This is a genomic window from Thiocapsa sp. C2-2m, assembly GCF_041903745.1.
Taxonomy (GTDB): Bacteria; Pseudomonadota; Gammaproteobacteria; order Chromatiales; family Chromatiaceae; genus Thiocapsa; species Thiocapsa roseilacustris.
This window is the reverse complement of sequence record NZ_JBBWVD010000024.1, coordinates 43,633-64,233: the sequence shown is the minus strand read 5'-3', so window position 1 is coordinate 64,233 and position 20,601 is coordinate 43,633. Positions and strand designations below refer to the sequence as shown.

The window sequence follows — 20,601 nt, the reverse complement described above, 5'->3', positions numbered from 1 at the left end:
GATCCAAACGACGCACGCCGCTCCGGACGCGGTTTAGCCGCGATTTCGCGCGGCCGGACGACCGGGGCGACGGCGACCTTCCGGCGAGAGACCCGTGCCGGCAGGCTGAAAGGCCGGCACCAGATGGCGCTTGCCGTTGCCGATCAGATCGGAACGACCCATCTCCTTCAGGGCCTCGCGCAGCAGCGGCCAATTCTCCGGGTCGTGGTAGCGCAGGAACGCCTTGTGTAGACGCCGCTGACGCTGCTTGCGCACCACGGGCACTCGCTCCGAATCACGCGTGACCTTTTTTAAAGGGTTGCGACCCGAGTAGTACATGGCCGAGGCGGTTGCCATCGGTGTCGGCAAGAAACCCTGCACCTGATCGGGGCGGAAGCCGTTGCGCTTGAGCCAGAGCGCCAGATTCAGCATATCTTCATCGCGGGTACCCGGATGGGCGGCGATGAAATAGGGAATGAGATACTGCTCCTTGCCCGCCTCGCGCGAATAGCGGTCGAACAGCTCCTTAAAGCGGTCGTAGGTTCCGATGCCGGGTTTCATCATCTTGCTTAGGGGCCCGGCCTCGGTGTGCTCGGGGGCGATCTTGAGATAACCGCCGACATGATGCGTGACCAGCTCGCGGATGTACTCGGGCGAGCGCACCGCCAAGTCGTAGCGCAACCCGGAGGCAATCAGGACGCGCTTGATGCCCGGGATGGCACGTGCACGGCGATAAAGCCGGATCAGCGGGGCGTGATCGGTATTGAGGTTCGGGCAGACGTCCGGGTAGACACAGGACGGACGCCGACAGGACGCCTCGATACGCGGATCCTTGCAGGCGAGCCGGTACATGTTGGCGGTTGGTCCGCCGAGATCCGAGATGGTGCCCGTGAAGCCCGGGGTTCGGTCGCGGATCTCCTCGAGCTCGCGCAAGATGGACTCCTCCGAGCGACTCTGGATGATACGGCCCTCGTGCTCGGTGATCGAGCAGAAGGTACAGCCGCCGAAGCAGCCGCGCATGATGTTGACCGAGAAGCGGATCATCTCCCAGGCCGGGATCCGCGCCTCGCCGTAGCTCGAATGCGGTCGGCGGCTGTAGGGCAGCTCGTAGACCCGGTCGAGCTCGGCGGTGGTCAGCGGGATCGGCGGCGGATTGAGCCAGACATCCCGGTCGCCGTGGGCCTGGACCATCGCACGGGCGTTGCCGGGGTTGGTTTCCAGATGGAAGACCCGCGAGGCATGGGCGTAGAGGACCGGGTCGTCGCGGACCTGTGCGAACGAGGGCAGGCGCACCACCGTGCGGGTCCGATCCGTGCGTTGCGGTCGCGGCTGAAACCGAATGGGCTTTGCCCCATCCGGGGTCACCGGGAAGGCGTTCGCGTCGGTCTCCTTCGAGGCGACCGCGTAGGGATCCGGATGCGGATCCACCCGTCCCGGTCGATCGAGTCCGCTTGAATCGATCTCGGACCAGCCCTCCGGACTGCCGCGGGTCATGAAGGCGGTCCCGCGCAGATCGCGGATCTGCTCGATCGGCTCGCCTCGTGCTAAGCGGTGTGCCAGCGCGACCAGTGCGCGCTCGGCGTTGCCATAGATCAGGAGATCGGCCTTCGCATCCACCAGGACGGAGCGGCGGACCTGCTCGGACCAGTGATCGTAGTGGGCGATCCGACGCAGGCTCGCCTCGATGCCGCCGATCACGATGGGCACGCCCTTGAATGCCTCGCGCGCGCGCTGGGCATAGACGGTCACCGAACGGTCGGGGCGGCGACCGGCGGCGCCGTCCGGCGTGTAGGCATCGTCGGAGCGCAGTCGCCGATCGGAGGTGTAGCGGTTCACCATCGAGTCCATGTTGCCGGCGGTGATGCCGAAAAAGAGGTTCGGCTGTCCGAGGCGTCGGAAATCCTCGACCGAGGTCCAGTCCGGCTGGGCGATGATGCCAACCCGAAACCCCTGCGACTCGAGCAGTCGCCCGATGATCGCCATACCGAACGAGGGGTGATCGACGTACGCATCCCCTGTCAAGATCACGATGTCGCAGCTATCCCAGCCGAGTAGATCCATCTCGGCGCGCGACACAGGCAGCTCGGGGGCGGTCCCAAGCTTGTGGGCCCAATGCTTGCGGAAGGAGAAAATGTCTGGCGCAGTTATCATCCTGGATCAAGCGGTTGAACGGCCCTGGAAGGTTCAAGTCTATCCATCCGTTGCATCAATGAAAATGGACTAGCATCCGAATCCTGGACCATTGGAAGGGCCAAACAAAAAGCGGTGGGCACCAGTCAGGCGGTTACCGCGTTGAATCAGGTGTGTGCGAGGGTCGGAATGGCCGTTAGGCGTTTCCGGTGCCGAATGCGAGACCGGACGTGAAAGGCGAGGATTGCCTCGCCCCGACGCCCGGCCCAGCTTACACCTCGAGCTGCAGCCTCAGCTTCTTCATCGCATTCTTCTCGATCTGGCGAATGCGCTCGGCGGACACACCGAACTGCTCCGCAAGCTCATGAAGCGTCTGCTTCTTCTCCGACAACCAGCGCTCGCGCAGGATCGTCTTACTGCGCTCGTCCAGACCTTTCAGCGCGGAATAGAGTCGCTGATGTTGGTCGCGCTCGGTGTCCTGGCGCTCAAGCATCTTGGCGGGCTCCATCCGCAGGTCGGGCAGGTAGGTCGAGGGAGCGGAAGGCGAGTCGTCATCGTCGTCCTCCAAACCGTCGAATGAAAGATCCTGATTGGCTAACCGCGATTCCATCTGCAGGACGGTTTCGGGCTTTACGCCCAGATCTGCAGCAACCGCCTCTACCTCTTCCTTCGTGAACCAGCCCAGACGCTTCTTCGCGCTGCGCAGGTTGAAGAAGAGCTTACGTTGAGCCTTGGTCGTCGCGACCTTGACGATCCGCCAGTTGCGCAGGATGTACTCGTGGATCTCAGCCCGAATCCAGTGCACGGCGAAGGAGACGAGACGCACGCCCATGTCTGGCTCGAAACGGCGGACCGCCTTCATTAACCCCACGGTGCCTTCCTGGATCAGATCCGGAAGCGGCAGCCCGTAACCGAGATAGCCCCTGGCGATGCGGATGACGAAACGCAGATGAGAGGTGACGAGCCGCTTTGCCGCCTCCATGTCGCCGTGGTCGCGCAGCGCTACCGCGAGCGACTTCTCTTCTTCCGGGGTCAGGACCGGAATCTGGTAGGCGCCGCTGATGTAGGAGTCGATCGTACCCGTCGGCATGAGAGCGAAGTCTTTGGCCATGTTCCGATACCTGAGTTAGTTACCTTGGAAAATATCCTAGCAGTGTGCTCGGGATTTAGCCAGCACCTTTGGCGGGGTTTTGGAGCTTAGACCGCGACAAAAGTTCACCAGACTCTAGGAGAGGTTCGTGGATTCGACAAGAGATGGGCGGTCAAAATCAAGATCGTATGTTCCGATTATTTTCATCGTCAGCGCTGATGATTAAAAATAAAGCTTAGAAACAACGCGCTGTAATTCAAGTTCCATTTTTCGAGAACGCCCCGCGGCGCCTTATTACCCTGAACAATTATGGGATTTAATCTCGGGAACCTGTTCAAGCAGTAGACGTGATTTCGCTTCGACGAGACCTTCTCGAGATCCGAGATCCGAGAGACGGCTGCGGAAAGGTGCGCGGCTCCGCACCTGTCAGGATCTCGGTTCATACGTCGCCGCGTTCCCGCACGATCGAGAGTGCGCGCTCGGCGTCCAGAACAGCCAGGTGAGGCAAGGGATCCACACCCGCCGCGAGGACGAACTCGGTGAGTTGGTCCCGGACTAGGTCGCGCAAGGCATCCACCTGCCAGGGTTTGGCGACGTAGCGGTCGAGCTCGGCCTCGTTGATGGCGCGGATGGTGTCGTCCTGATCGGCCTGGCCCGTGACCAGAACCTTGCGGACCGCCGCGGCGCGATCGTCCGCCGCCAGGCCGATCAGAAAGTCGACACCGCTGGTTCCGGGCAAGCGGTGATCGGCCATCACGAGCGCGAGCCGATCGCCTGCCGCGTCGATCTCCTCGATCACCTCCAGCGCGGTCCGCACGTCCTCGGCCTCCTCGATGCGCACATGACGCGCGAACAGCGCAAGGTCGCGTCTGAGCGCCTCGCGGACGGGACGCTCGTCATCCAGGATCAATAGTGCTAGCTTCATGTCTCAATGTCCTCGTCGTTCGGCGGGCCGGCCATCGGCAGGGTCACGCTCACCCGTGTGCAGCCGGGACGCGAGCTCAGCGTGATCGCCCCGCCGTGAGCATTCACGATCCGCCGCGCGATGGCGAGCCCAAGCCCGAGCCCGTAGCGCACGGTACCCTGCTTGGTGGTAAAGCGCGGCTCGAAGACGCGCGGCAGGATATCCGGATCGATCCCGCGCCCGTTGTCCAGAATCTGCACACGCACATGCCCCGCGTCGGGCGAATCCGTGATCAGTGCGATGCGTCCGCGTCCGTCGGAGCCGTCTCCGAGTGCGTCGCGCGCATTGACCAGGAGGTTGGTCCAAAGCTGCTCGAGCTCGCCGGGGTGGCAGCGAATTGGGGGCAGATCGGCGTAGCTGCGCTCGACCTCGACATCGCGCAGCCGATGCGCCATGAGACGCAGCGTGTCTTCGAGACCGGCATGCAGATCGACCCCGGCGACCGGCTCGCCCTTGGGACGGGCGTAGGCGCGCAGGCTGGTCACCAGCTCGCACATCCGTCGGGAGGCAACTTCGAGGTTGCGCACGGCCGAGCCGATCCCGGCGACCGCTTCCGCCAGATCGAGGCTCGGCGGATCCGCGGCGAGCGCCCGTGCCCGGTCGGTGTCTTCGATCCCCGCATCGAACAAACGTTGGGCCAGACCGACATCGCCGATGGCTGCTTCGAGACGTCGATGCGCCGCGCGCTCCTCGCGCGTGCTGCGCGGCGCGCGGTCACGCTCGGCCGCGAAGATCTCGCTTGCAAGCCGGCCTTGCGGATGGCTCGCGAGTACGCGCTCCAGGTCCTCGCCGACATAGGTGGTCGCGCGCAGCATGGCCGCAACCGGATTGTTGAGCTCGTGGGCGATCCCGGCCGCCATCTCGCCGAGGGTGGCGTAGCGCGCCTGCTCGACCAGATCCAAGCGGGCCTGCTCGAGCTGATGCAGTGCCTCGGAGAGCTGCCGGCGTTCGCACTCCAAGACATGGTTGAGCTGGGTCTTCTCGACTTGGAGCTGGTCGGCGCGACGCAGCCGCTTGGCCAGTGCGCGGATGGAGACCGCCGCCATCGCCGCACCGAGCGAGGCATCCACAGCCAGCGCGCGATCGAGCTGCTCGAATGAGAGATGCACGACCTCGACCTCGGTCGTCGCACGCGCGGTGAAGAAGGCGCGCTGCTGCTGGGCCAACGACAGCAAGCCGACGACGGAACCGGTCGAGTCGTGGTGAAGCCGCAGCTCGCCGGTCGGCGAGGCGTGGTCGAGCGCGACCCGACCGCGCAGCACGACCAGAACGGCGTCCACGTCGACGCCCTCGTGGATCAGGCGTGTCCCGGCCGGCAGGAGCAAACGCGGGCGCGGACCCAGAACGCGCTCGACCCCGGCGAGCAGTTGCGTGGCGACCTCATGCGTGTCGAGCTCAAGCAGACGCAGCAGGTCGCTCTCAGGCTGAGCAACCGGGCGACCATCGACCGCCACGAGCGCCCGGGTGCGCGGGTCGGTCGGTCGGTGCGTGCTAAGCCAGCGCACGGTTTGAGCCCGTGCGTGCCAGGCGAGGATGCCGGGCGACCAGGGGTAGGTCATCACGGCATGCAGCCGGTCGCGGTCGACCGACCGGGACAGATCATCGTGAAACGCTCGGTCGGTCAGGAGGAGGACGCTCGCTCGGCGCAGGACCTCCTGCTCGTCCAGGGTCGCGATTCGCGTGTCGGTTGACTCGGGCGACTTGGCCAAGGCTGCCATGAGGACGAGGGGCACGACCCGATCGGGATGTGCGGCCACCAAGGCGCATGCCTCCGCGACATCGGCGGTCCGGGCCACCTCCGCGATGTCGGCCACCCCGCGTGCGACCTCCTCCGCGACCGAGACGGCGAAGGGCTCGGGCGCCACGATCAAGACCCACAGGGGGGAGAGGCGATCGCCCGTTGGCGGACGCTCCGCTCCCGTGCGATCAGCGGACTCGGTCACAACAGACCCAGGACGCCCCAGAGCGTCGGCATTACGAGCGCCAGCAGGAGCGCACCGAAGCCACCGATGACGAGGCCGCTGACGACCATTTCCCGCGTCGGCACCTCGCCGGTCGCGTAGGCGACCGCGTTCGGCGGCGTAGAGATCGGCAAGGCCATGGCGAGCGCGCAGGCGAGCGCGACCATCACGCCGACGGCAGTTGGATCGATCGGCAGCCCGATCGCCAGGCTCAGCGCCAAGGGGACCAGCAGGTTTGCCGTAGCCGAGTTCGAGATCACGGTCGAGAGCCCGACCGAGACCCCCACCAAGAGGAGCAGCAAGAGCGTCAACGGCAGGGCATCCCAGGCCACCAAACCGACCAGCCAGACATCCAAGCCGCTGTTGCCGATCCCCGCACCCAAGGCAATTCCGCCGGCAACCAGCCAGAGCACCGGCCACTGCAGACGCCGGATGTCGTCGGCGCCCATAACCTGTGCCGCGAGTAGCGCGACGACCGGAAAAAAGCCGACCGTCGAGGAGGAGATGCCGTGCAATGGCTCGGTCAACCAGAGCAGAAGGGTGGCACCGGCGATCAGGTAGAAGAGGATCGCGGCGGGCGAGCGGTCGAAGTCCGCCGAGAGCTGGAGCGCCAACGGGGTGTCCGCGGCGATGTAGCGACGCGTCAGGAACCACCAGGCAAACAGCAACACCACCAGCATCAACGGGACCGCCAGGAGCATCCAGCCGATGAAGGAGATCCCTTGGCCCGCTGCCTCCAATGCACCCAGCGCGATGGCGTTGGGTGGAGAGCCGACCGGGGTCCCGATCCCGCCGACGTTCGCTGCGACCGGAATCGCCAAGGCGACGCCGGTGCGGGCGGGACCGGGCGGCAGCGCGGCCAGGATCGGGATGACCACCGCGAACATGGTTGCCGCGGTCGCTGTATTGGAGACAAACATCGAGAGCAGCGCCGTGATCGCCATGAGCCCGAGCACCGAGGTGCGAGCGTTGCCGGCGAAGGGCCGCAGCATCACGGCCGCGAGGCTGCGGTCCAGCCCGAATTTATGGGCGCCGTCCGCGATCAGGAAACCACCGAGAAAGAGAATGATGACCGGATTCGCCAAGGCCGCGAAATAGCTCGCCGCGGACGGTAATGGGCCGACGCCGCCGACCAGCGCCTGATCCGAGATCATGAGAACCTGAAGCAAGATCACCAGCATCGCCGTGGCATAGAGGGGAAGAGCCTCCGTCACCCAGAGCAGGATCGCAAGGAGGAAGATCGCCAGCATCCGATGCCCGGCCGGCGCCAAGCCCGGGATCTCGACCAAGAGCGGGACGAGAAATGCAATCGAGCCCAAGAGCAGCCCAGTGCGCTGCACGAGTGTGAGCGGCTGCAATCGGACGCGCGGTCGCGCGGTGGCGTTTGACATCGGTGAAAAAGTCCTGATTGGATTCGGGGTTTGAGGCGGATCTAAACCGCGCCCAGCGCGGTATGCGATGTTTTTGGATGGGATCGGCCCCGGCAGACTTGACGACCGTTGGCGCCGTCGCGGTTCAGAACATTAAGAAAAAAACATTCTAAACCCAGCCAGGTGCGGTATGCGTAGTTTGCAGGAGTGGATTGGCCGCGCCAGCTCCGACGACTGGAGTCGGAGCTGGCGCGGCTTAAGATATTAAAAGATAATAAATTTTGAACCGCGCATCACCGAGATCGAGGACATCTCTAAAGCCAAATGCGAAACGAAAATGACGCATGTCGCTCCGGACGCGGTTTAATCCGAGTCAGCTCCGACACGGATGGTTCCGGCCGTAGCCGATTCAACCCAACATCTGCGCATGCCGCTCCAGACGCGGTTCAGCCCGGCTCCGCGCCGCGCAAATGACGGTTCACGGCGATCCAGCTACCGATCAGGCTGAAGAGCACGCTCCCGGAGAGGATCACCAGCATCGCCAAGGGGCCGAGACCGGTGAGCGGAAATTCGCTTCGATACAGGGTCGCTAAACGTGAGACCGGCTGCTGCAGCAGCACGACGGCGATGGTCACCAGAAACCAGGCGGTCAGACCCCCGAGCAGCCCGTACCAGGCCCCTGCATAGAGAAAGGGCCGGCGGATGAATGCGCCCGTCGCGCCGACCAGCTCCATGATCTCGATCTCGATACGCCGGTTCAGGATCTCGAGCCGGATGGTGTTGCCGACGATCAGCAGCACACCGACACCGAGCAGCCCGCCGAGCAGGAGAACCACCCGCTGGGCCAGGTCGAGGATCGCCTGGAAGCGTTGCAGCCAGAGCGTATCCATCCGGGCGAAGTCCGCTTCGGGGAGTGTCAGCAACTCGTCGTGCAGCGCCTGCAGCCGCTCGGGCGCCGAGGCGGCCGCCTGCGGGTAAAGCGCCAGGACCGCCGGCAAGGGATTGCTTTTGAGCTGCGACAAGGCATCCTCGAATCCGCCAAGCGCCCGAAACTCGTTGAGTGCCTGCTCGCGACTGATCAGATGGACCTGGGCCAGCTCGGGGCGGGCGCGCAACTGCTCCGCGAGCCGCGTCGCTGCGGCGTCGTCGACATCCTGTTTCAGAAACAGGGAGATGGCCGCCGCTTGGTCCCAACCGCCGGCCATGGTGCGCAGATTCTCGGTCACGACGAAGAGAGCGGCCGGCAAGGCCAGCGAGATCCCGATCACCGCGACCGTCATCCCGGTCGGAAGCGGCGTGCGCATCAGCCGGCCCAGGGTCGCAACCGCGCTCTGCAGATGCCTGTTGGCCCACAAGCCGGGCATGTCCAGCAGACGGGGACCGCTGCGGCGATGCGGCGTGCGTTTGGACGTCCTGGGCTTGGCCATGGTCACCAGGTCCTCGAGTCATTGGCCAGTCGCCCGTCGGCGAGGGTGATGGTTCGATAGGGCATGGACATGACGAGACCCAGATCGTGGGTGGCGATCAAGAGGGTCACGCCGACCTGATGAAAACGTTCGAAGAGTCCGAAGATCTCGCGCGAGAGGTCCGGGTCGAGGTTTCCGGTCGGCTCGTCCGCGAGCACCAGCGGCGGGCGCCCGACGACGGCGCGGGCGATGCCGACGCGCTGTTGCTCGCCGCCGGAGAGGGCGACGGGGGTGGCCCGCTCGCGCGAAAGCAAGCCGACCTGATCGAGCGCGGCACGAACGCGTCGACCGACCTCCTTGTGCCCGAGACCGGCGACCACGAGGGGCAAGGCGACATTGTCGAAGACGCTGCGATCCGGCAGGAGACGATGATCCTGGAAGATCATCCCCACCTCGCGACGGTGATGGGGAATCTTGCGTCTCGGCAAGGCAGCGAGATTGCGCCCGTTGACGATCACCTGGCCGCGCGTCGGACGCTCGAGCAAGCCGATCAGACGCAGCAGGGTGCTCTTGCCGGCGCCCGAGTGCCCGGTGAGGAAGGCCATCTCGCCGGCATCCATCTCGAAGCTCAGGTCGCTCAGGGCCTCGCCGCGCTCCGGATAGCGTTTGAAGACATGTTCGAAGGAGATCACGGCCCTGCCCCCTCAGCTCAGCAAGGCATCTAGGAATTCGTCGGCATCGAAGGGGCGCAAATCGTCGATGGTCTCGCCGACGCCGATGAAACGAATGGGCACCTTCAGACGGTCCGCGATCGCGAAAAGGATCCCGCCCTTTGCCGTGCCGTCGAGCTTGGTTAGCGTGATCCCGGTCAGACCGACTGCCTGATGGAAATTCAGTGCCTGATTGAGCGCGTTCTGGCCGGTCGTCGCATCCACGACCAGCATCACTTCGTGAGGCGCATCGGGGTCGATCTTCTTCATGACCCGAGCGATCTTGGACAGCTCCTCCATCAGGTTGGCCTTAGTGTGCAGCCGCCCGGCCGTATCGGCGATCAGCACGTCGGCCCCGCGCGCCGTGGCCGCCTGCAGTGCATCGAAGATCACGGATGCCGAGTCCGCCCCGGTTTGCTGCGCCACCACGCTCACGCGGTTGCGCTCGCCCCAAGTCTGGAGCTGCTCGACCGCCGCCGCGCGAAAGGTGTCACCCGCGGCGAGGATGACGCTGTTGCCCTCCTCTTGGAGCCGCTTGGCGAGCTTGCCGATCGTGGTGGTCTTGCCCGCACCGTTGACGCCGACCATGAGGATGACCTGGGGTCGGCCGGGTGCCGGCTGACGGACCGGGGCATCGGCCGCCTGCAGGACGGCGCGCAGCTCGACCTTGAGCGCGCGCAGCAGTGCTTGGGGGTCGGCGAGTGATTTGCGCTTCACGCGGCTCGCCAGATCCTCCATGATGCGGGCGGTCGTAGGGACACCGACATCCGCAGTGAGCAGCAGGGTTTCCAGCTCCTCCATGAGATCGTCGTCGATACGCTTGCGACCGATGAAGAGCGTCCCGAGACCGTCGCCGAGCGTCTCGCGGGTCCGCGCTAAGCGCTCCCGCAGTCGCGAGAAGACGCCGGACTTCTTTTCCGTGGGTTCCTCTTGAACGTAAGGCGGCGCGGAATACCGCGAGGAATCAACGACATTCTCGGATGCGCGCATCTCGACTGCGGGCGGCGCGGCCGCATCGACCGCGCGACTCTTGGATCGAAACCACCCGCCCCGCTTCGGGCGCGGCTCCGGTTCGACCGACTCGGATTGGGCCGGCTTCGCCGTCGGCACGGACTGCGAAGCGCCGATCGCCTCGGGCCCTACCCGATTCGAGACGCCCCGGGTATCCGCCGACGAATTCTCGGCCGCCGAGTCCGACGCGCCGAGCTCTCCGGGGCCGATCGACGGCTCGGCCGCGACCGACTGATCCGACTCGGACGACGCGGTCTTCCTGTGCTTTTTTCCGAAACCGAACATAACGACATGCCTGAAGGGGGAGAAAAACAGCGAGGGGCAGGCGAGCGATCCGTCGAGCACTCAAGGGTTACTGCGATACGACCGCAGAAGAGGCCGCTCCGCCCGTGTGGACGCAATGCTATCAGATCGCCGCGATCAGATCGCCCGAGGCTCGCCCGGAACCGCGCAGACCCGGCCTTAACAAACCGTCATCTCCGGGAACTACCAAGACCCGGCCCTGCCCCAACATCACTCAACGCGAGGCTTTTCCGCCTTCCGATTGCATCCGACCGGAGTCTCCATGCACCGAATCCTTCTCAGCTTGTTCCTGTGTCTGCCGGCCCTTGCCCTGTCGGCGACCCAAACCGTCTACGAACGCACACTCGACAACGGCCTCAAGGTCCTGGTCAAGCCGGACCGACGTGCGCCGATCCTCATCTCGCAGGTCTGGTACAAGGTGGGATCGAGCTACGAGTACGGCGGGATCACCGGCGTTTCTCACCTGCTCGAGCACATGATGTTCAAGGGGACCGAGCGGCTCGCCCCAGGTGAGTTCTCACGCATCATCGCGGAGAACGGCGGGGAGGAGAACGCCTTCACCGGACGCGACTACACCGCCTATTTTCAGTCGCTCGCGAATGACCGCCTGGAGATCGCCTTCGAGCTTGAGGCCGAGCGCATGCGCAATCTCGCCTTGGATACGGAGGAGTTTGCTAAGGAGCTCGAGGTCGTTAAGGAAGAGCGCCGCACGCGTACGGACGACAATCCCCAGTCCCTAACCTTCGAGCGCTTCAACGCCGTCGCCTACGTCGCCTCGCCCTACCGAATCCCGGTGATCGGCTGGGCCGGGGATCTGGATCAGGCGAGCGTCGAAGACCTGCGCGACTGGTACCGACTCTGGTATGCCCCGAACAACGCGACCCTGGTCGTTGCGGGCGATGTCGATCCCGAGGAGGTCTTCCGATTGGCCGAGAAGCACTTCGGCCCGCTCGAGCCCGAGCCGATCCGGCCGCCGAAGATGCAACCCGAGCCCGAGCAGCTCGGGGCCAAGCGGATCGTCGTGAAGGCGCCCGCGCAGGAACCCTACCTTCTGATGGGCTATAAGGCACCGGCCCTGATCGATGCCGAAGAGGCGTGGGAGCCCTATGCCTTCGAGGTCTTGACCTCGGTCCTCGGCGGCGGGAGCAGCACCCGCCTGGAGCGTGAGCTGGTGCGCGGCAGCCAGGTCGCGTCCTCGGCGAGCGCGAGCTACAGCGCCTTCGGCCGCCTGCCTGGCATGTTCATGCTGAGCGGCGTGCCGGCCAAGGGACAGACGATCGAGCAGGTCGAAGCGGCGCTGCTCGCACAGATCGAGCGCGTCCGAACCGATCTCGTCGACGAGGGCGAGATGGAGCGTGTTCGTAATCAGCTGATCGCCGATAAGGTCTACGAGCTCGACTCGCTCTTCTATCAGGCCATGGTCCTCGGCCAGCTGGAGACGGTGGGCTTGGGCTGGGAGCTCGCCGATACCTACGTCGATCAACTTGCGGCGATCACCCCGGAGCAGGTCCGCGCCGTTGCGCAGAAGTACCTGGTCCCCGAGAAGCTCACCGTCGGTGTCCTGGATCCACAACCGATGGACGACAATCAAACCGCGCGCGCACCGGTCGCGTTGGAGATGCAGACCAATGTGCACTGATCCCCGCCGGTTCTCCGTCTGGTCGAGCGCTCTTCTGCTGTGCGCCGCCGGGACCCTTCAGGCCGCACCGCAGATCGAGACCTGGCAGGCCGCGAGTGGCGCCCGCGTGCTCTTCGTCGCCTCGCCCGAGCTGCCGATGGTCGACGTGAATCTGGTCTTCGATGCCGGCAGCGCCCGCGACGGCGTGCGCTCGGGCCTGGCCTCCATGACGGCCGGCATGCTGACGCAGGGCGCAGGTGCCTGGGACGCCGACGCCATCGCGGCACGGCTCGAGGACGTCGGCGCCAAGCTCGGCGCCAGCGCGGATCGAGACAAGACAACTGTGTCGTTGCGCACCCTGACCCGACAGCCTGCGATGGAAACGGCGGTGGAGACGCTCGCGACCCTGGTGAGCACCCCGACCTTTGCTGAAGCGGATCTGGAGCGGGAGCGTCGCAATCAGCTCATTGCCCTGCGTCAGGCCGAGGAGTCGCCGCGCACCGTTGGGCAGAAGGCGCTCTATCGCAAGATCTTCGGCGCTCATCCCTACGCGGCGGACCCGTCCGGCACGGCCGAGACGGTGACGGCGATCACGCGCGAGGATCTGGTCGACTTCCATCGGCGCCACTACATCGGGTCCAACGCGGTGCTGGCGATCGTCGGCGCGCTCGACCGCCCGCAAGCCGAGGCGCTCGCGAACCGGATCACCGCCGGCCTTCCAAAGGGCGAGCGGCCGGCGCCCCTGCCGGGAGTGGCGGATCTGGATTCCGCGGTGACCGAGCGGATCGCCTTCCCGTCCAGCCAGACCACCGTGGTAGCCGGCCAACTCGGCATGCGTCGCGGCGACCCGGACTACTTCACCCTCTACGTCGGCAACCACATCCTCGGGGGCAGCGGCTTGGTCTCACTGCTGATGGAGGAGATCCGCGAGAAACGCGGGCTCTCCTACAGCACCTACAGCTATTTCCTGCCCTTGGCGCAGCCCGGCCCCTTCCTGATGGGTTTGCAAACCAAGAACGATCAGGCCGACCAGGCCCGAGAGGTGATGCTCGACACCCTGCGCCGCTTCATCAATGCGGGGCCAAGCGAGGCGGAGCTGACCGCGGCGAAGAAGAACATCACCGGCGGCTTCCCGCTGCGGATCGCAAGCAACTCGGACATCGTCGGATATCTCGCCGTCATCGGCTTCTACGACCTGCCGCTGGATTATCTCGACCGCTTCACGGACCGCATCGAGTCGGTGACGGCCGAGCAGATCAAAGACGCCTTTTCGCGTCGGCTCCATCCGGATCGGCTGGCCATCGTGGTGGTCGGGGGCAGCAGCGAGCAAACCGCAGATGTCGGTGGCGAAGGCTAGAGGCGAGCTGCGCATCATCGGCGGCCGCTACCGCGGCCGCCGCCTGCCGATCCCGAGCGCGACCGGGCTGCGGCCGACATCCGATCGCGTGCGCGAGACCCTGTTCAACTGGCTGGCACCTGTCATCCCTGGCGCACGCTGTCTCGATACCTTTGCCGGTAGCGGTGCGCTCGGATTCGAGGCCGTCTCCCGTGGGGCCGGCGAGGTCGTCTTGATCGAACACTCCGGGGCGGTCGCGCGCCAGCTCGAAGCGAACGCCCGTCGACTGGGCGCCGAAGAGACGTGGGTCGTGCACGGTAACGCGATCCGCTGGCTCGAAGGCTCGGGGCCGCCGTTCGATATCGTCTTCCTCGACCCGCCCTTCGATGAGGCGCTTTGGGCACCCGCGATCGAGCGTTTGGCCGGCCAAGGCTGGCTCAAGCCGGGCGGGCGCGTCTATATGGAGGCCCCGGTGCGGATCGGGTTTCCGGATCTGCCGGCGGACTGGGACCTCGTTCGGGACAAGACGGCCGGGCAGGTGCGCTACGGGCTCGTGATCGTAGGCCCGGGGTCGTGCTCGGTCGCTGGCGAGGCGGCACCGTCGTAACCTTCGCACCGATCAGTCTCAATTTAACTCACGGAGACACAAAGCGTATGCAGGAAGGATCTCGGATTCTCCGTGCGCTCCGCGTCTCCGTGAGAGGCATTTCGAGCCGTAACCCAGGTGCCGGCGTTCACTGAGAAGCGGCAATCGTCGCAATCGCCTCACTCCTAACCGAGCCTCCGCTGTGGTATCGTGCGGGCCGCCGACGGCCCTGGGGTCTCGGGGCGTTCATCCGAGCGAGGAAACGGTTTTGCGACGCGTGGTCTATCCGGGATCATTCGATCCCGTCACCAATGGTCATACCGATCTGATCCTGCGTGCCGCGCGTCTGTTCGATCGCGTGATCGTGGCCGTCGCGGTCGATACCGGCAAGACGCCGCTGTTCTCGATCGACGAGCGGGTGGCCTTGGTTCGAGATGCGCTCGGGCCACGCGAGAACGTCGAGGTGGTTCCCTTTCAGGGGCTCCTCGTGGAATTCACCCGACAACTCGGTGTCAGCGTGATCATGCGCGGCCTACGCGCCGTCTCCGACTTCGAGTACGAGTTCCAGCTGGCCGGCATGAACCGGCGCATGGCCCCGGACATCGAAACCCTGTTTCTCACGCCGGCCGAGACCTATTCCTACATCTCCTCCTCGCTGGTGCGCGAGATTGCACGGCTCGGCGGGGATGTCTCGTCCTTCGTCGCGCCTGCGGTGCAAGCTGCACTGAGCGAACGGTTTGGATAAGATCCGCGCAGCCCCATACAGCCCTTTGGGTCCAGCTACCCTACAACCCCTCGACCAGGAGTAATTTCATGGCCCTGATTATTACCGACGAGTGCATCAACTGCGACGTGTGCGAGCCAGAGTGCCCGAACGGCGCCATCTCGCAAGGCGACGAGATCTACGTGATCGAACCCTCCCTTTGCACCGAGTGTGTCGGCCACTACGAGACATCCCAGTGTGTCGAGGTCTGCCCGGTCGACTGCATCATCAAGGATCCTGATCACGAAGAGACCGAGGAGGAGCTTCGGGCCAAGTATGAGCACATCACCGGCGAGGGCTGACATCGGCCGGGGTGCCGCGCGCCGCAGTGTGACCCTGTGGTCCGGCGCGGCTTGGATCGGCGCGCTCCTGCTCGTCTCCACGAGTGTCGGAGCTGCCTGCGACGGGCCGGCGATCCATCCTGCTCAGGCCGCGATTGCCTCCGCGCACCCGTTGGCGACCGAGGCCGGTCTTAGGATCCTCGACGCCGGAGGCAACGCCTTCGATGCCGCTGTTGCGGTTACCGCCGCCTTGGCTGTGGTCGAGCCCTACGGATCCGGAATCGGCGGCGGCGGGTTCTGGCTGCTTCACCGCGCACAAGACTGTCACGAGACCATGCTCGACGGACGCGAGCGCGCGCCGTTGGCGGCGCATCGCGATCTCTTTCTCGACAACGCCGGGCAATTCGTCCCCGAGTCGGCCCTTGTCGGGCCGCTCTCGGCGGGTATCCCCGGCACACCGGCCGCGCTCGCGCAACTCGCCGAGGGCTACGGACGCCTGCCTTTGGCGCAGACCCTCGCTCCGGCGATCGGTCTCGCACGCGACGGTTTCGAGATCGGCGACGGGTATCGACGGGTCGCTGCATCGCGACTCTCCGCACTGCGTGCCTCGCCGGCCGCCGCGGCGCAGTTTCTGCTCGACGCCGAGGTTCCGCCGCGCGGACACCGTCTGCGACAGCCGGATCTCGCCGGTACCCTGGAACGCCTCGCAAGCGACGGGCGTGCAGGTTTCTATGCCGGCGAGACCGCGGAGCGCTTAGTCGCCGGCGTGCGCGCAGCCGGGGGAATCTGGACGCTCGAGGACCTTGCCGAATACCGTGCCCTGGAGCGCGAGCCGATCGTCGCGAGCTTCCGCGGCTGGCGTCTCGTCGGTGCCGCGCCACCCTCCTCCGGGGGCGTGCTGCTGGTCCAGATCCTCAACATGTTCTCAGCGATCGAGCCGCAGCCGGAGTCCGGAACCGCGCGGACCCATGCGCTCGTCGAGTCGATGCGTCGAGCCTATCGCGACCGGGCCCTCTATCTCGGCGATCCCGATCACGTGGAGATGCCGATCGAGCGTCTGACGCATCCGCACTATGCGGCCGGCCTGATTCGTGATTTCGATCCGAACCGTGCCACCCCGAGCACAACCGCCGAGACCGATGCGCCCGCATCCGAGGGCCGCGATACCACGCATTTCTCGATCCTCGATGGCGAGGGCAACCGGGTTGCGGCGACGCTCAGCATCAACTATCCCTTCGGCTCCGGATTCGTCCCGCCGGGGACGGGTGTCTTGCTGAACGACGAGATGGACGATTTTTCCGCGCAGCCCGGCGTCGCGAACGCCTACGGCTTGGTCGGCGGGGAGGCCAACGCCATCGCCCCCGGCAAACGCATGCTCTCGAGCATGTCGCCGACCTTCCTGGACTCGCCCGAGACGGTCGTCATCCTCGGCACGCCCGGCGGCAGCCGCATCATCACCATGGTGCTGCAGGGCATCTTGGGGGCCGTCGACGGGATCCCGCTTGAGGATTGGATCGCGCAACCCCGCATCCATCATCAGTACCTCCCGGATCGCCTCGAATTCGAGTCCGGAGCACTGAGCACGACGGAACAACGCGATCTGGCCGCGATGGGGCATCGACTCGAGCTTCTGAGTGCCCCCATCGGCGACATGCAGGCAATCCTTTGGGATCGTGCGAAGGGGCAGGTGAAGGCCGCGAGCGACCCGCGCGGTGCCGGGCACGCCGAGATTCGGTGAATCCCGCGGTTAGGGTGGCGAGTCTCGAATTGTTTTTTGCACCACAGACCGGATGCTAAAGGGTCATCGTCGCGTTCCGAACATTTCCATTCATCACGTCAACTCACCGATCGAGGAGTCCCGACTCGCATGAGATTCAAAACACTCATGACCGCGGCCGTCGCCATCATTGCGGTCACCGTCCTTTCCGTTCCCGCCGATGTCGAGGCCAAGCGCATGGGCGGCGGTATGAACCTCGGCAAGCAGTCCAGCGGGATGCAACGCCAGGCCCAACCCGCCGCGACGGCGCAACGTCCGGCCCAGCCCAATGCGGCACAAGCCGCTGCCGGCCAACGCCCGGCGAGCGGTGCGAGCCGTTGGCTTGGGCCTTTGGCCGGTCTTGCGGCCGGCGGTCTCTTGGCCTCGATGTTCTTCGGCGACGGCTTCGAGGGGTTCCAGATCATGGACTTCCTCCTGATCGTCCTGCTTGCGGTCGGGGGCTTCATGCTGTTTCGCATGTGGAAGCGCAATCAAGCCAAGCCGGCGATGGCCGCGGCCGGCGTCGGCGGCGGATTCCACCACGCCGGATCCGCTCCGGCCTACGAGCGTCGCGGACAGACGGACAGCGGCATCCTCCACCCCGGCATGGGCGCTCAGGGCGGCCCGGTTGCCGGCGTCAACCAGTCACCGAGCTGGTTCAACGGCGCCGGCTTCCTGGAAGGTGCGAAGTCGCACTTCATCAATCTTCAGGCGTCTTGGGACCAAGCCGACTTCGACGGCATCCGCGAATACATGACGCCCGAGCTGTTCGTGGATCTGCAGCGCGAGCGCCTCAAGACCGAAGGGAGCCAATCCACCGAGGTCGTGCGTCTGAATGCCGAGCTGATCGGTGTCCGTCGCGAGGGTGACCTGGTGGTGGCGAGCGTGCTCTTCTCCGGCCTGATCCGCGAGGACGAGAAGGGCGCCGCCGATGCCTTCAGCGAGATCTGGCACGTTCAGCATCGTTGGGACGGCGCCGAGGGCGACTGGCATATCGCAGGGATCCAGCAGGTCCAAGAATGATCTTAGGATGATCGATCCGGCCTGTGCCGCCCGTGGCGCAGGCCGGCATCCTTACTAGCCTTGTCCGATCGGCGCCCTGTCGTTCAACCACTCGCGCGTGATGGAAAAACTCACATCCACGGCGACCAAACTAAGGATCAAGAAGCCCATGGCAAGGAGCCAGTAGAGCCGTCGCAACACCCACCGCAGCCATCGGCGCCAGCCCCCGCCCGCCTCGGGAGCCCTCGGGATGCGGGCAAACAGATCGATGAAGACCACCCCCAGCACGGCCCACAACAGAACAACCAGCGCGGGAAACAGAACCAGATCCCCCTTCGCCGCCTCGAACGCGACGAGCGAGATCCCCGCGGCCAAGGCTCCGACCAGGGCAAGGCCCATCAAGACGGCGCGGGCCGGTGCGCAACGCAAGGCGATGTGCTGCATAAGATCGAGCATGTCCGGTGCCTGGTCGGTTAAAGGTAGTATGTCGGCTTGATTTTGGAAGTTAGGATAGCGGCCTGATTTTACGAGCCGCAAGGCGCTTGCACGCCGCCTTTCGTCGCCCGGCGGCCTTTCACGCCTCAATCGAGACATGCTTCGCGATGCGGCTCTTGCCGTTGTGATGCGGCTCGCTCTATTCTGTCGCGCGTACGGCCCGAGCCGCCGATCGGTCGGATGGTCGGTAAAGGATTCGACCTCCCGGACCCGAATAGAAACCTTCTTGGTGGGGATACTAGACATCCGCTCGCCCCGTCATCCTCGCGGCCGGCCCACCTCATCTTTAACCGTTCCAGATCCTACGGATATATCCTCATGCTCGCAGCGGAACCGATTGTCGAGCTGCTCCTGACACTTGGCTTGATCTTTTTGGCGCTGTCGTCGCTCAACCTGCTCGGCTTGATGCTCGCGCGTCTGGTCACGCCGGCCCGACGTCTGGTCGGGACACCGCACGCGCCCGCACGGCTGCCGAGCGTGCTGGTTCAGCTTCCGCTCTTCAACGAGGGCGAGCTGATCGACCGCGTCCTCGAGGCCGTGATCGCCCTGGATTGGCCGCGAGACCGCTTGCAGATCCAGGTGCTCGACGACAGCACCGACGCCTTTTCGCTGTCGCTCAGCCAGCGGGCCGTCGCCAAGCTGCGGCGCGAAGGCGTCCAGATCGAGCTCCTGCATCGGATCAAGCGCACCGCCTTCAAGGCCGGCGCGCTGGCGGCCGGCCTCGAGCGTTCGGATGCAGAGCTCGTGGCCATCTTCGACGCCGATTTTATTCCGCCGCCGGATTTCCTGCGCAAGATCATCGACCCCTTGCTTGCGCAGCCTGATCTCGCTTATGTCCAGGCCCGCTGGACCCACATCAACCGGGACGACAGCCTGCTCACCCGCACGCAGGCGCGCCTGCTCGATGCGCACTTCCAGGTCGAGCAGGAGGCGCGTTGGCGCCTGGGTCTGCCCGTCCCCTTCAACGGGACCTGCGGTGTCTGGCGTCGCCGCGCCATCGATGACGCCGGCGGCTGGCAAGGCGACACGCTCACGGAGGATCTGGACCTGAGTCTGCGGGCCCGTCTACGCGGGTGGCGCTCCGGGTTCATGAAGGACCTCCCGGTCCCCGGCGTGCTGCCCGTCTCGGTGCGTGCCTGGCGGACCCAGCAATTCCGCTGGACCAAGGGCTTCGCCCAGTGTTTCGTCAAGCTGCTGCCGATAATCTGGGCCAGCCCGGCGCTGCCGCGTTGGCAGAAGGTCATGATCAGCTTCCAGCTCGGCCAACCGCTGGCGTTTCTGATCGGTGCTGCCTGCGTGGTCTTGGGGCTGCCCTTCATCGCCGGCGCGGCGGTCCCCGGCGAGGTACTGAGCCGAGTCGCGATCGTCGCCTCGATGCTCGGCTTCGCCGCACCCATCGGTTTTCTGACAGTCTCGGGCATCCGCTCCGGAGCCAGGGCAACGGCAACCGAGGTCCTCGGTGCGCTCTTCTTAACCACCGGGCTGCTCCTCTCCAACGCGCGCGCCGGCTTGGAGGCGCTGCTCGGTTACCGTAGCCCCTTCGTGCGCACGCCCAAGGGCGCGGTCACGGCCGGCCCGTGCAGGATGGTGCACTGGCCGAACGGTCTCTTGGAGCTGAGTGCGGGCCTCGGCCTCTTGGGCTTTGCCCTGATGGAACAGCCGGTGACCGTCATCTATCTGGTCATGGTTATCGGCGGACTGCTCGGCGTGGGGACCTTGCAGTTCCTGGATGGCCGCACGCTGTCGAAACAGACAGGCACCGGATCCTGACGCCATGCGCTCGCGTCGGCCGAAGCCGCACTCGGCCGATTCGGATGCGCCCACGACGACGCTTGCCGCT

The 20,601-nt window shown here is 65.4% G+C and carries 17 protein-coding genes; 8 read left to right on the top strand and 9 right to left on the bottom strand.

Annotation, left to right across the window (positions count from 1 at the left end):
* Window positions 1–33: 33 nt before the first annotated feature.
* The 8 genes from AADX97_RS18415 to ftsY form a co-directional block, all read right to left on the bottom strand.
* Window positions 34–2,130 (bottom strand): YgiQ family radical SAM protein, encoded by a 2,097-nt coding sequence (locus tag AADX97_RS18415; RefSeq protein ID WP_374235071.1) that lies wholly within the window; start codon window positions 2,128–2,130, stop codon window positions 34–36.
* A gap of 250 nt (window positions 2,131–2,380) precedes the next feature.
* The gene (gene rpoH / locus AADX97_RS18410) at window positions 2,381–3,220 is read right to left on the bottom strand and encodes an RNA polymerase sigma factor RpoH (RefSeq protein ID WP_374235073.1); all 840 of its coding nucleotides are present in this window, start codon (window positions 3,218–3,220) and stop codon (window positions 2,381–2,383) included.
* Between the two features lie 418 nt (window positions 3,221–3,638).
* Window positions 3,639–4,124 carry a response regulator gene (locus AADX97_RS18405; RefSeq protein WP_374235074.1) on the bottom strand — a complete coding sequence of 162 codons (486 nt, stop codon included), beginning with the start codon at window positions 4,122–4,124 and terminating at the stop codon, window positions 3,639–3,641.
* Window positions 4,121–6,106: an ATP-binding protein gene (locus AADX97_RS18400; RefSeq protein WP_374235076.1), complete on the bottom strand. Its 1,986-nt coding sequence runs from the start codon at window positions 6,104–6,106 to the stop codon at window positions 4,121–4,123. Before AADX97_RS18400 ends, AADX97_RS18405 begins: the two co-directional genes overlap by 4 nt.
* Window positions 6,103–7,515: a DASS family sodium-coupled anion symporter gene (locus AADX97_RS18395; RefSeq protein WP_374235078.1), complete on the bottom strand. Its 1,413-nt coding sequence runs from the start codon at window positions 7,513–7,515 to the stop codon at window positions 6,103–6,105. Before AADX97_RS18395 ends, AADX97_RS18400 begins: the two co-directional genes overlap by 4 nt.
* 425 nt (window positions 7,516–7,940) lie before the next feature.
* Complete coding sequence (gene ftsX / locus AADX97_RS18390) at window positions 7,941–8,921, bottom strand: permease-like cell division protein FtsX (RefSeq protein ID WP_374235079.1); 981 nt, start codon at window positions 8,919–8,921, stop codon at window positions 7,941–7,943.
* A gap of 2 nt (window positions 8,922–8,923) precedes the next feature.
* Entirely contained in the window at window positions 8,924–9,592 is a 669-nt protein-coding gene (gene ftsE, locus AADX97_RS18385) for a cell division ATP-binding protein FtsE (RefSeq protein WP_374235080.1), read from the bottom strand.
* Window positions 9,593–9,604: 12 nt separating this feature from the next.
* On the bottom strand, window positions 9,605–10,906 hold the full coding sequence (ftsY, locus tag AADX97_RS18380) for a signal recognition particle-docking protein FtsY (RefSeq protein ID WP_374235153.1): 1,302 nt from the start codon (window positions 10,904–10,906) through the stop codon (window positions 9,605–9,607).
* 280 nt (window positions 10,907–11,186) lie between these two features.
* On the opposite strand from ftsY, the gene AADX97_RS18375 reads away from it, so the two are divergent.
* From AADX97_RS18375 to AADX97_RS18345, 7 genes are all read left to right on the top strand, one after another.
* A complete protein-coding gene (locus AADX97_RS18375) occupies window positions 11,187–12,563 on the top strand; it encodes a M16 family metallopeptidase (RefSeq protein WP_374235081.1) in 1,377 nt (458 codons plus the stop codon).
* Window positions 12,553–13,899, top strand: coding sequence for a M16 family metallopeptidase (locus tag AADX97_RS18370; RefSeq protein ID WP_374235082.1), 1,347 nt, complete (start codon window positions 12,553–12,555; stop codon window positions 13,897–13,899). Before AADX97_RS18375 ends, AADX97_RS18370 begins: the two co-directional genes overlap by 11 nt.
* Complete coding sequence (gene rsmD / locus AADX97_RS18365) at window positions 13,880–14,485, top strand: 16S rRNA (guanine(966)-N(2))-methyltransferase RsmD (protein ID WP_374235084.1); 606 nt, start codon at window positions 13,880–13,882, stop codon at window positions 14,483–14,485. Before AADX97_RS18370 ends, rsmD begins: the two co-directional genes overlap by 20 nt.
* Window positions 14,486–14,732: 247 nt before the next feature.
* On the top strand, window positions 14,733–15,209 hold the full coding sequence (coaD, locus tag AADX97_RS18360; RefSeq protein ID WP_374235086.1) for a pantetheine-phosphate adenylyltransferase: 477 nt from the start codon (window positions 14,733–14,735) through the stop codon (window positions 15,207–15,209).
* A 68-nt stretch (window positions 15,210–15,277) separates the two neighbouring features.
* A complete protein-coding gene (locus AADX97_RS18355; RefSeq protein WP_374235087.1) occupies window positions 15,278–15,529 on the top strand; it encodes a YfhL family 4Fe-4S dicluster ferredoxin in 252 nt (83 codons plus the stop codon).
* Window positions 15,504–17,246, top strand: a complete 1,743-nt coding sequence (ggt, locus tag AADX97_RS18350; protein WP_374235088.1) for a gamma-glutamyltransferase — start codon at window positions 15,504–15,506, stop codon at window positions 17,244–17,246. The genes AADX97_RS18355 and ggt overlap by 26 nt, the downstream gene beginning before the upstream one ends.
* Window positions 17,247–17,375: 129 nt before the next feature.
* Entirely contained in the window at window positions 17,376–18,287 is a 912-nt protein-coding gene (locus AADX97_RS18345) for a Tim44 domain-containing protein (RefSeq protein ID WP_374235089.1), read from the top strand.
* A gap of 54 nt (window positions 18,288–18,341) precedes the next feature.
* Here the strand turns inward: AADX97_RS18345 and AADX97_RS18340 are convergent, their stop codons facing one another.
* A complete protein-coding gene (locus tag AADX97_RS18340) occupies window positions 18,342–18,722 on the bottom strand; it encodes a hypothetical protein (protein WP_374235090.1) in 381 nt (126 codons plus the stop codon).
* A 357-nt stretch (window positions 18,723–19,079) separates the two neighbouring features.
* Here AADX97_RS18340 and AADX97_RS18335 point away from each other — a divergent pair, with 357 nt between their 5' ends.
* On the top strand, window positions 19,080–20,531 hold the full coding sequence (locus tag AADX97_RS18335) for a glycosyltransferase family 2 protein (protein ID WP_374235092.1): 1,452 nt from the start codon (window positions 19,080–19,082) through the stop codon (window positions 20,529–20,531).
* Window positions 20,532–20,601 lie beyond the last annotated feature (70 nt).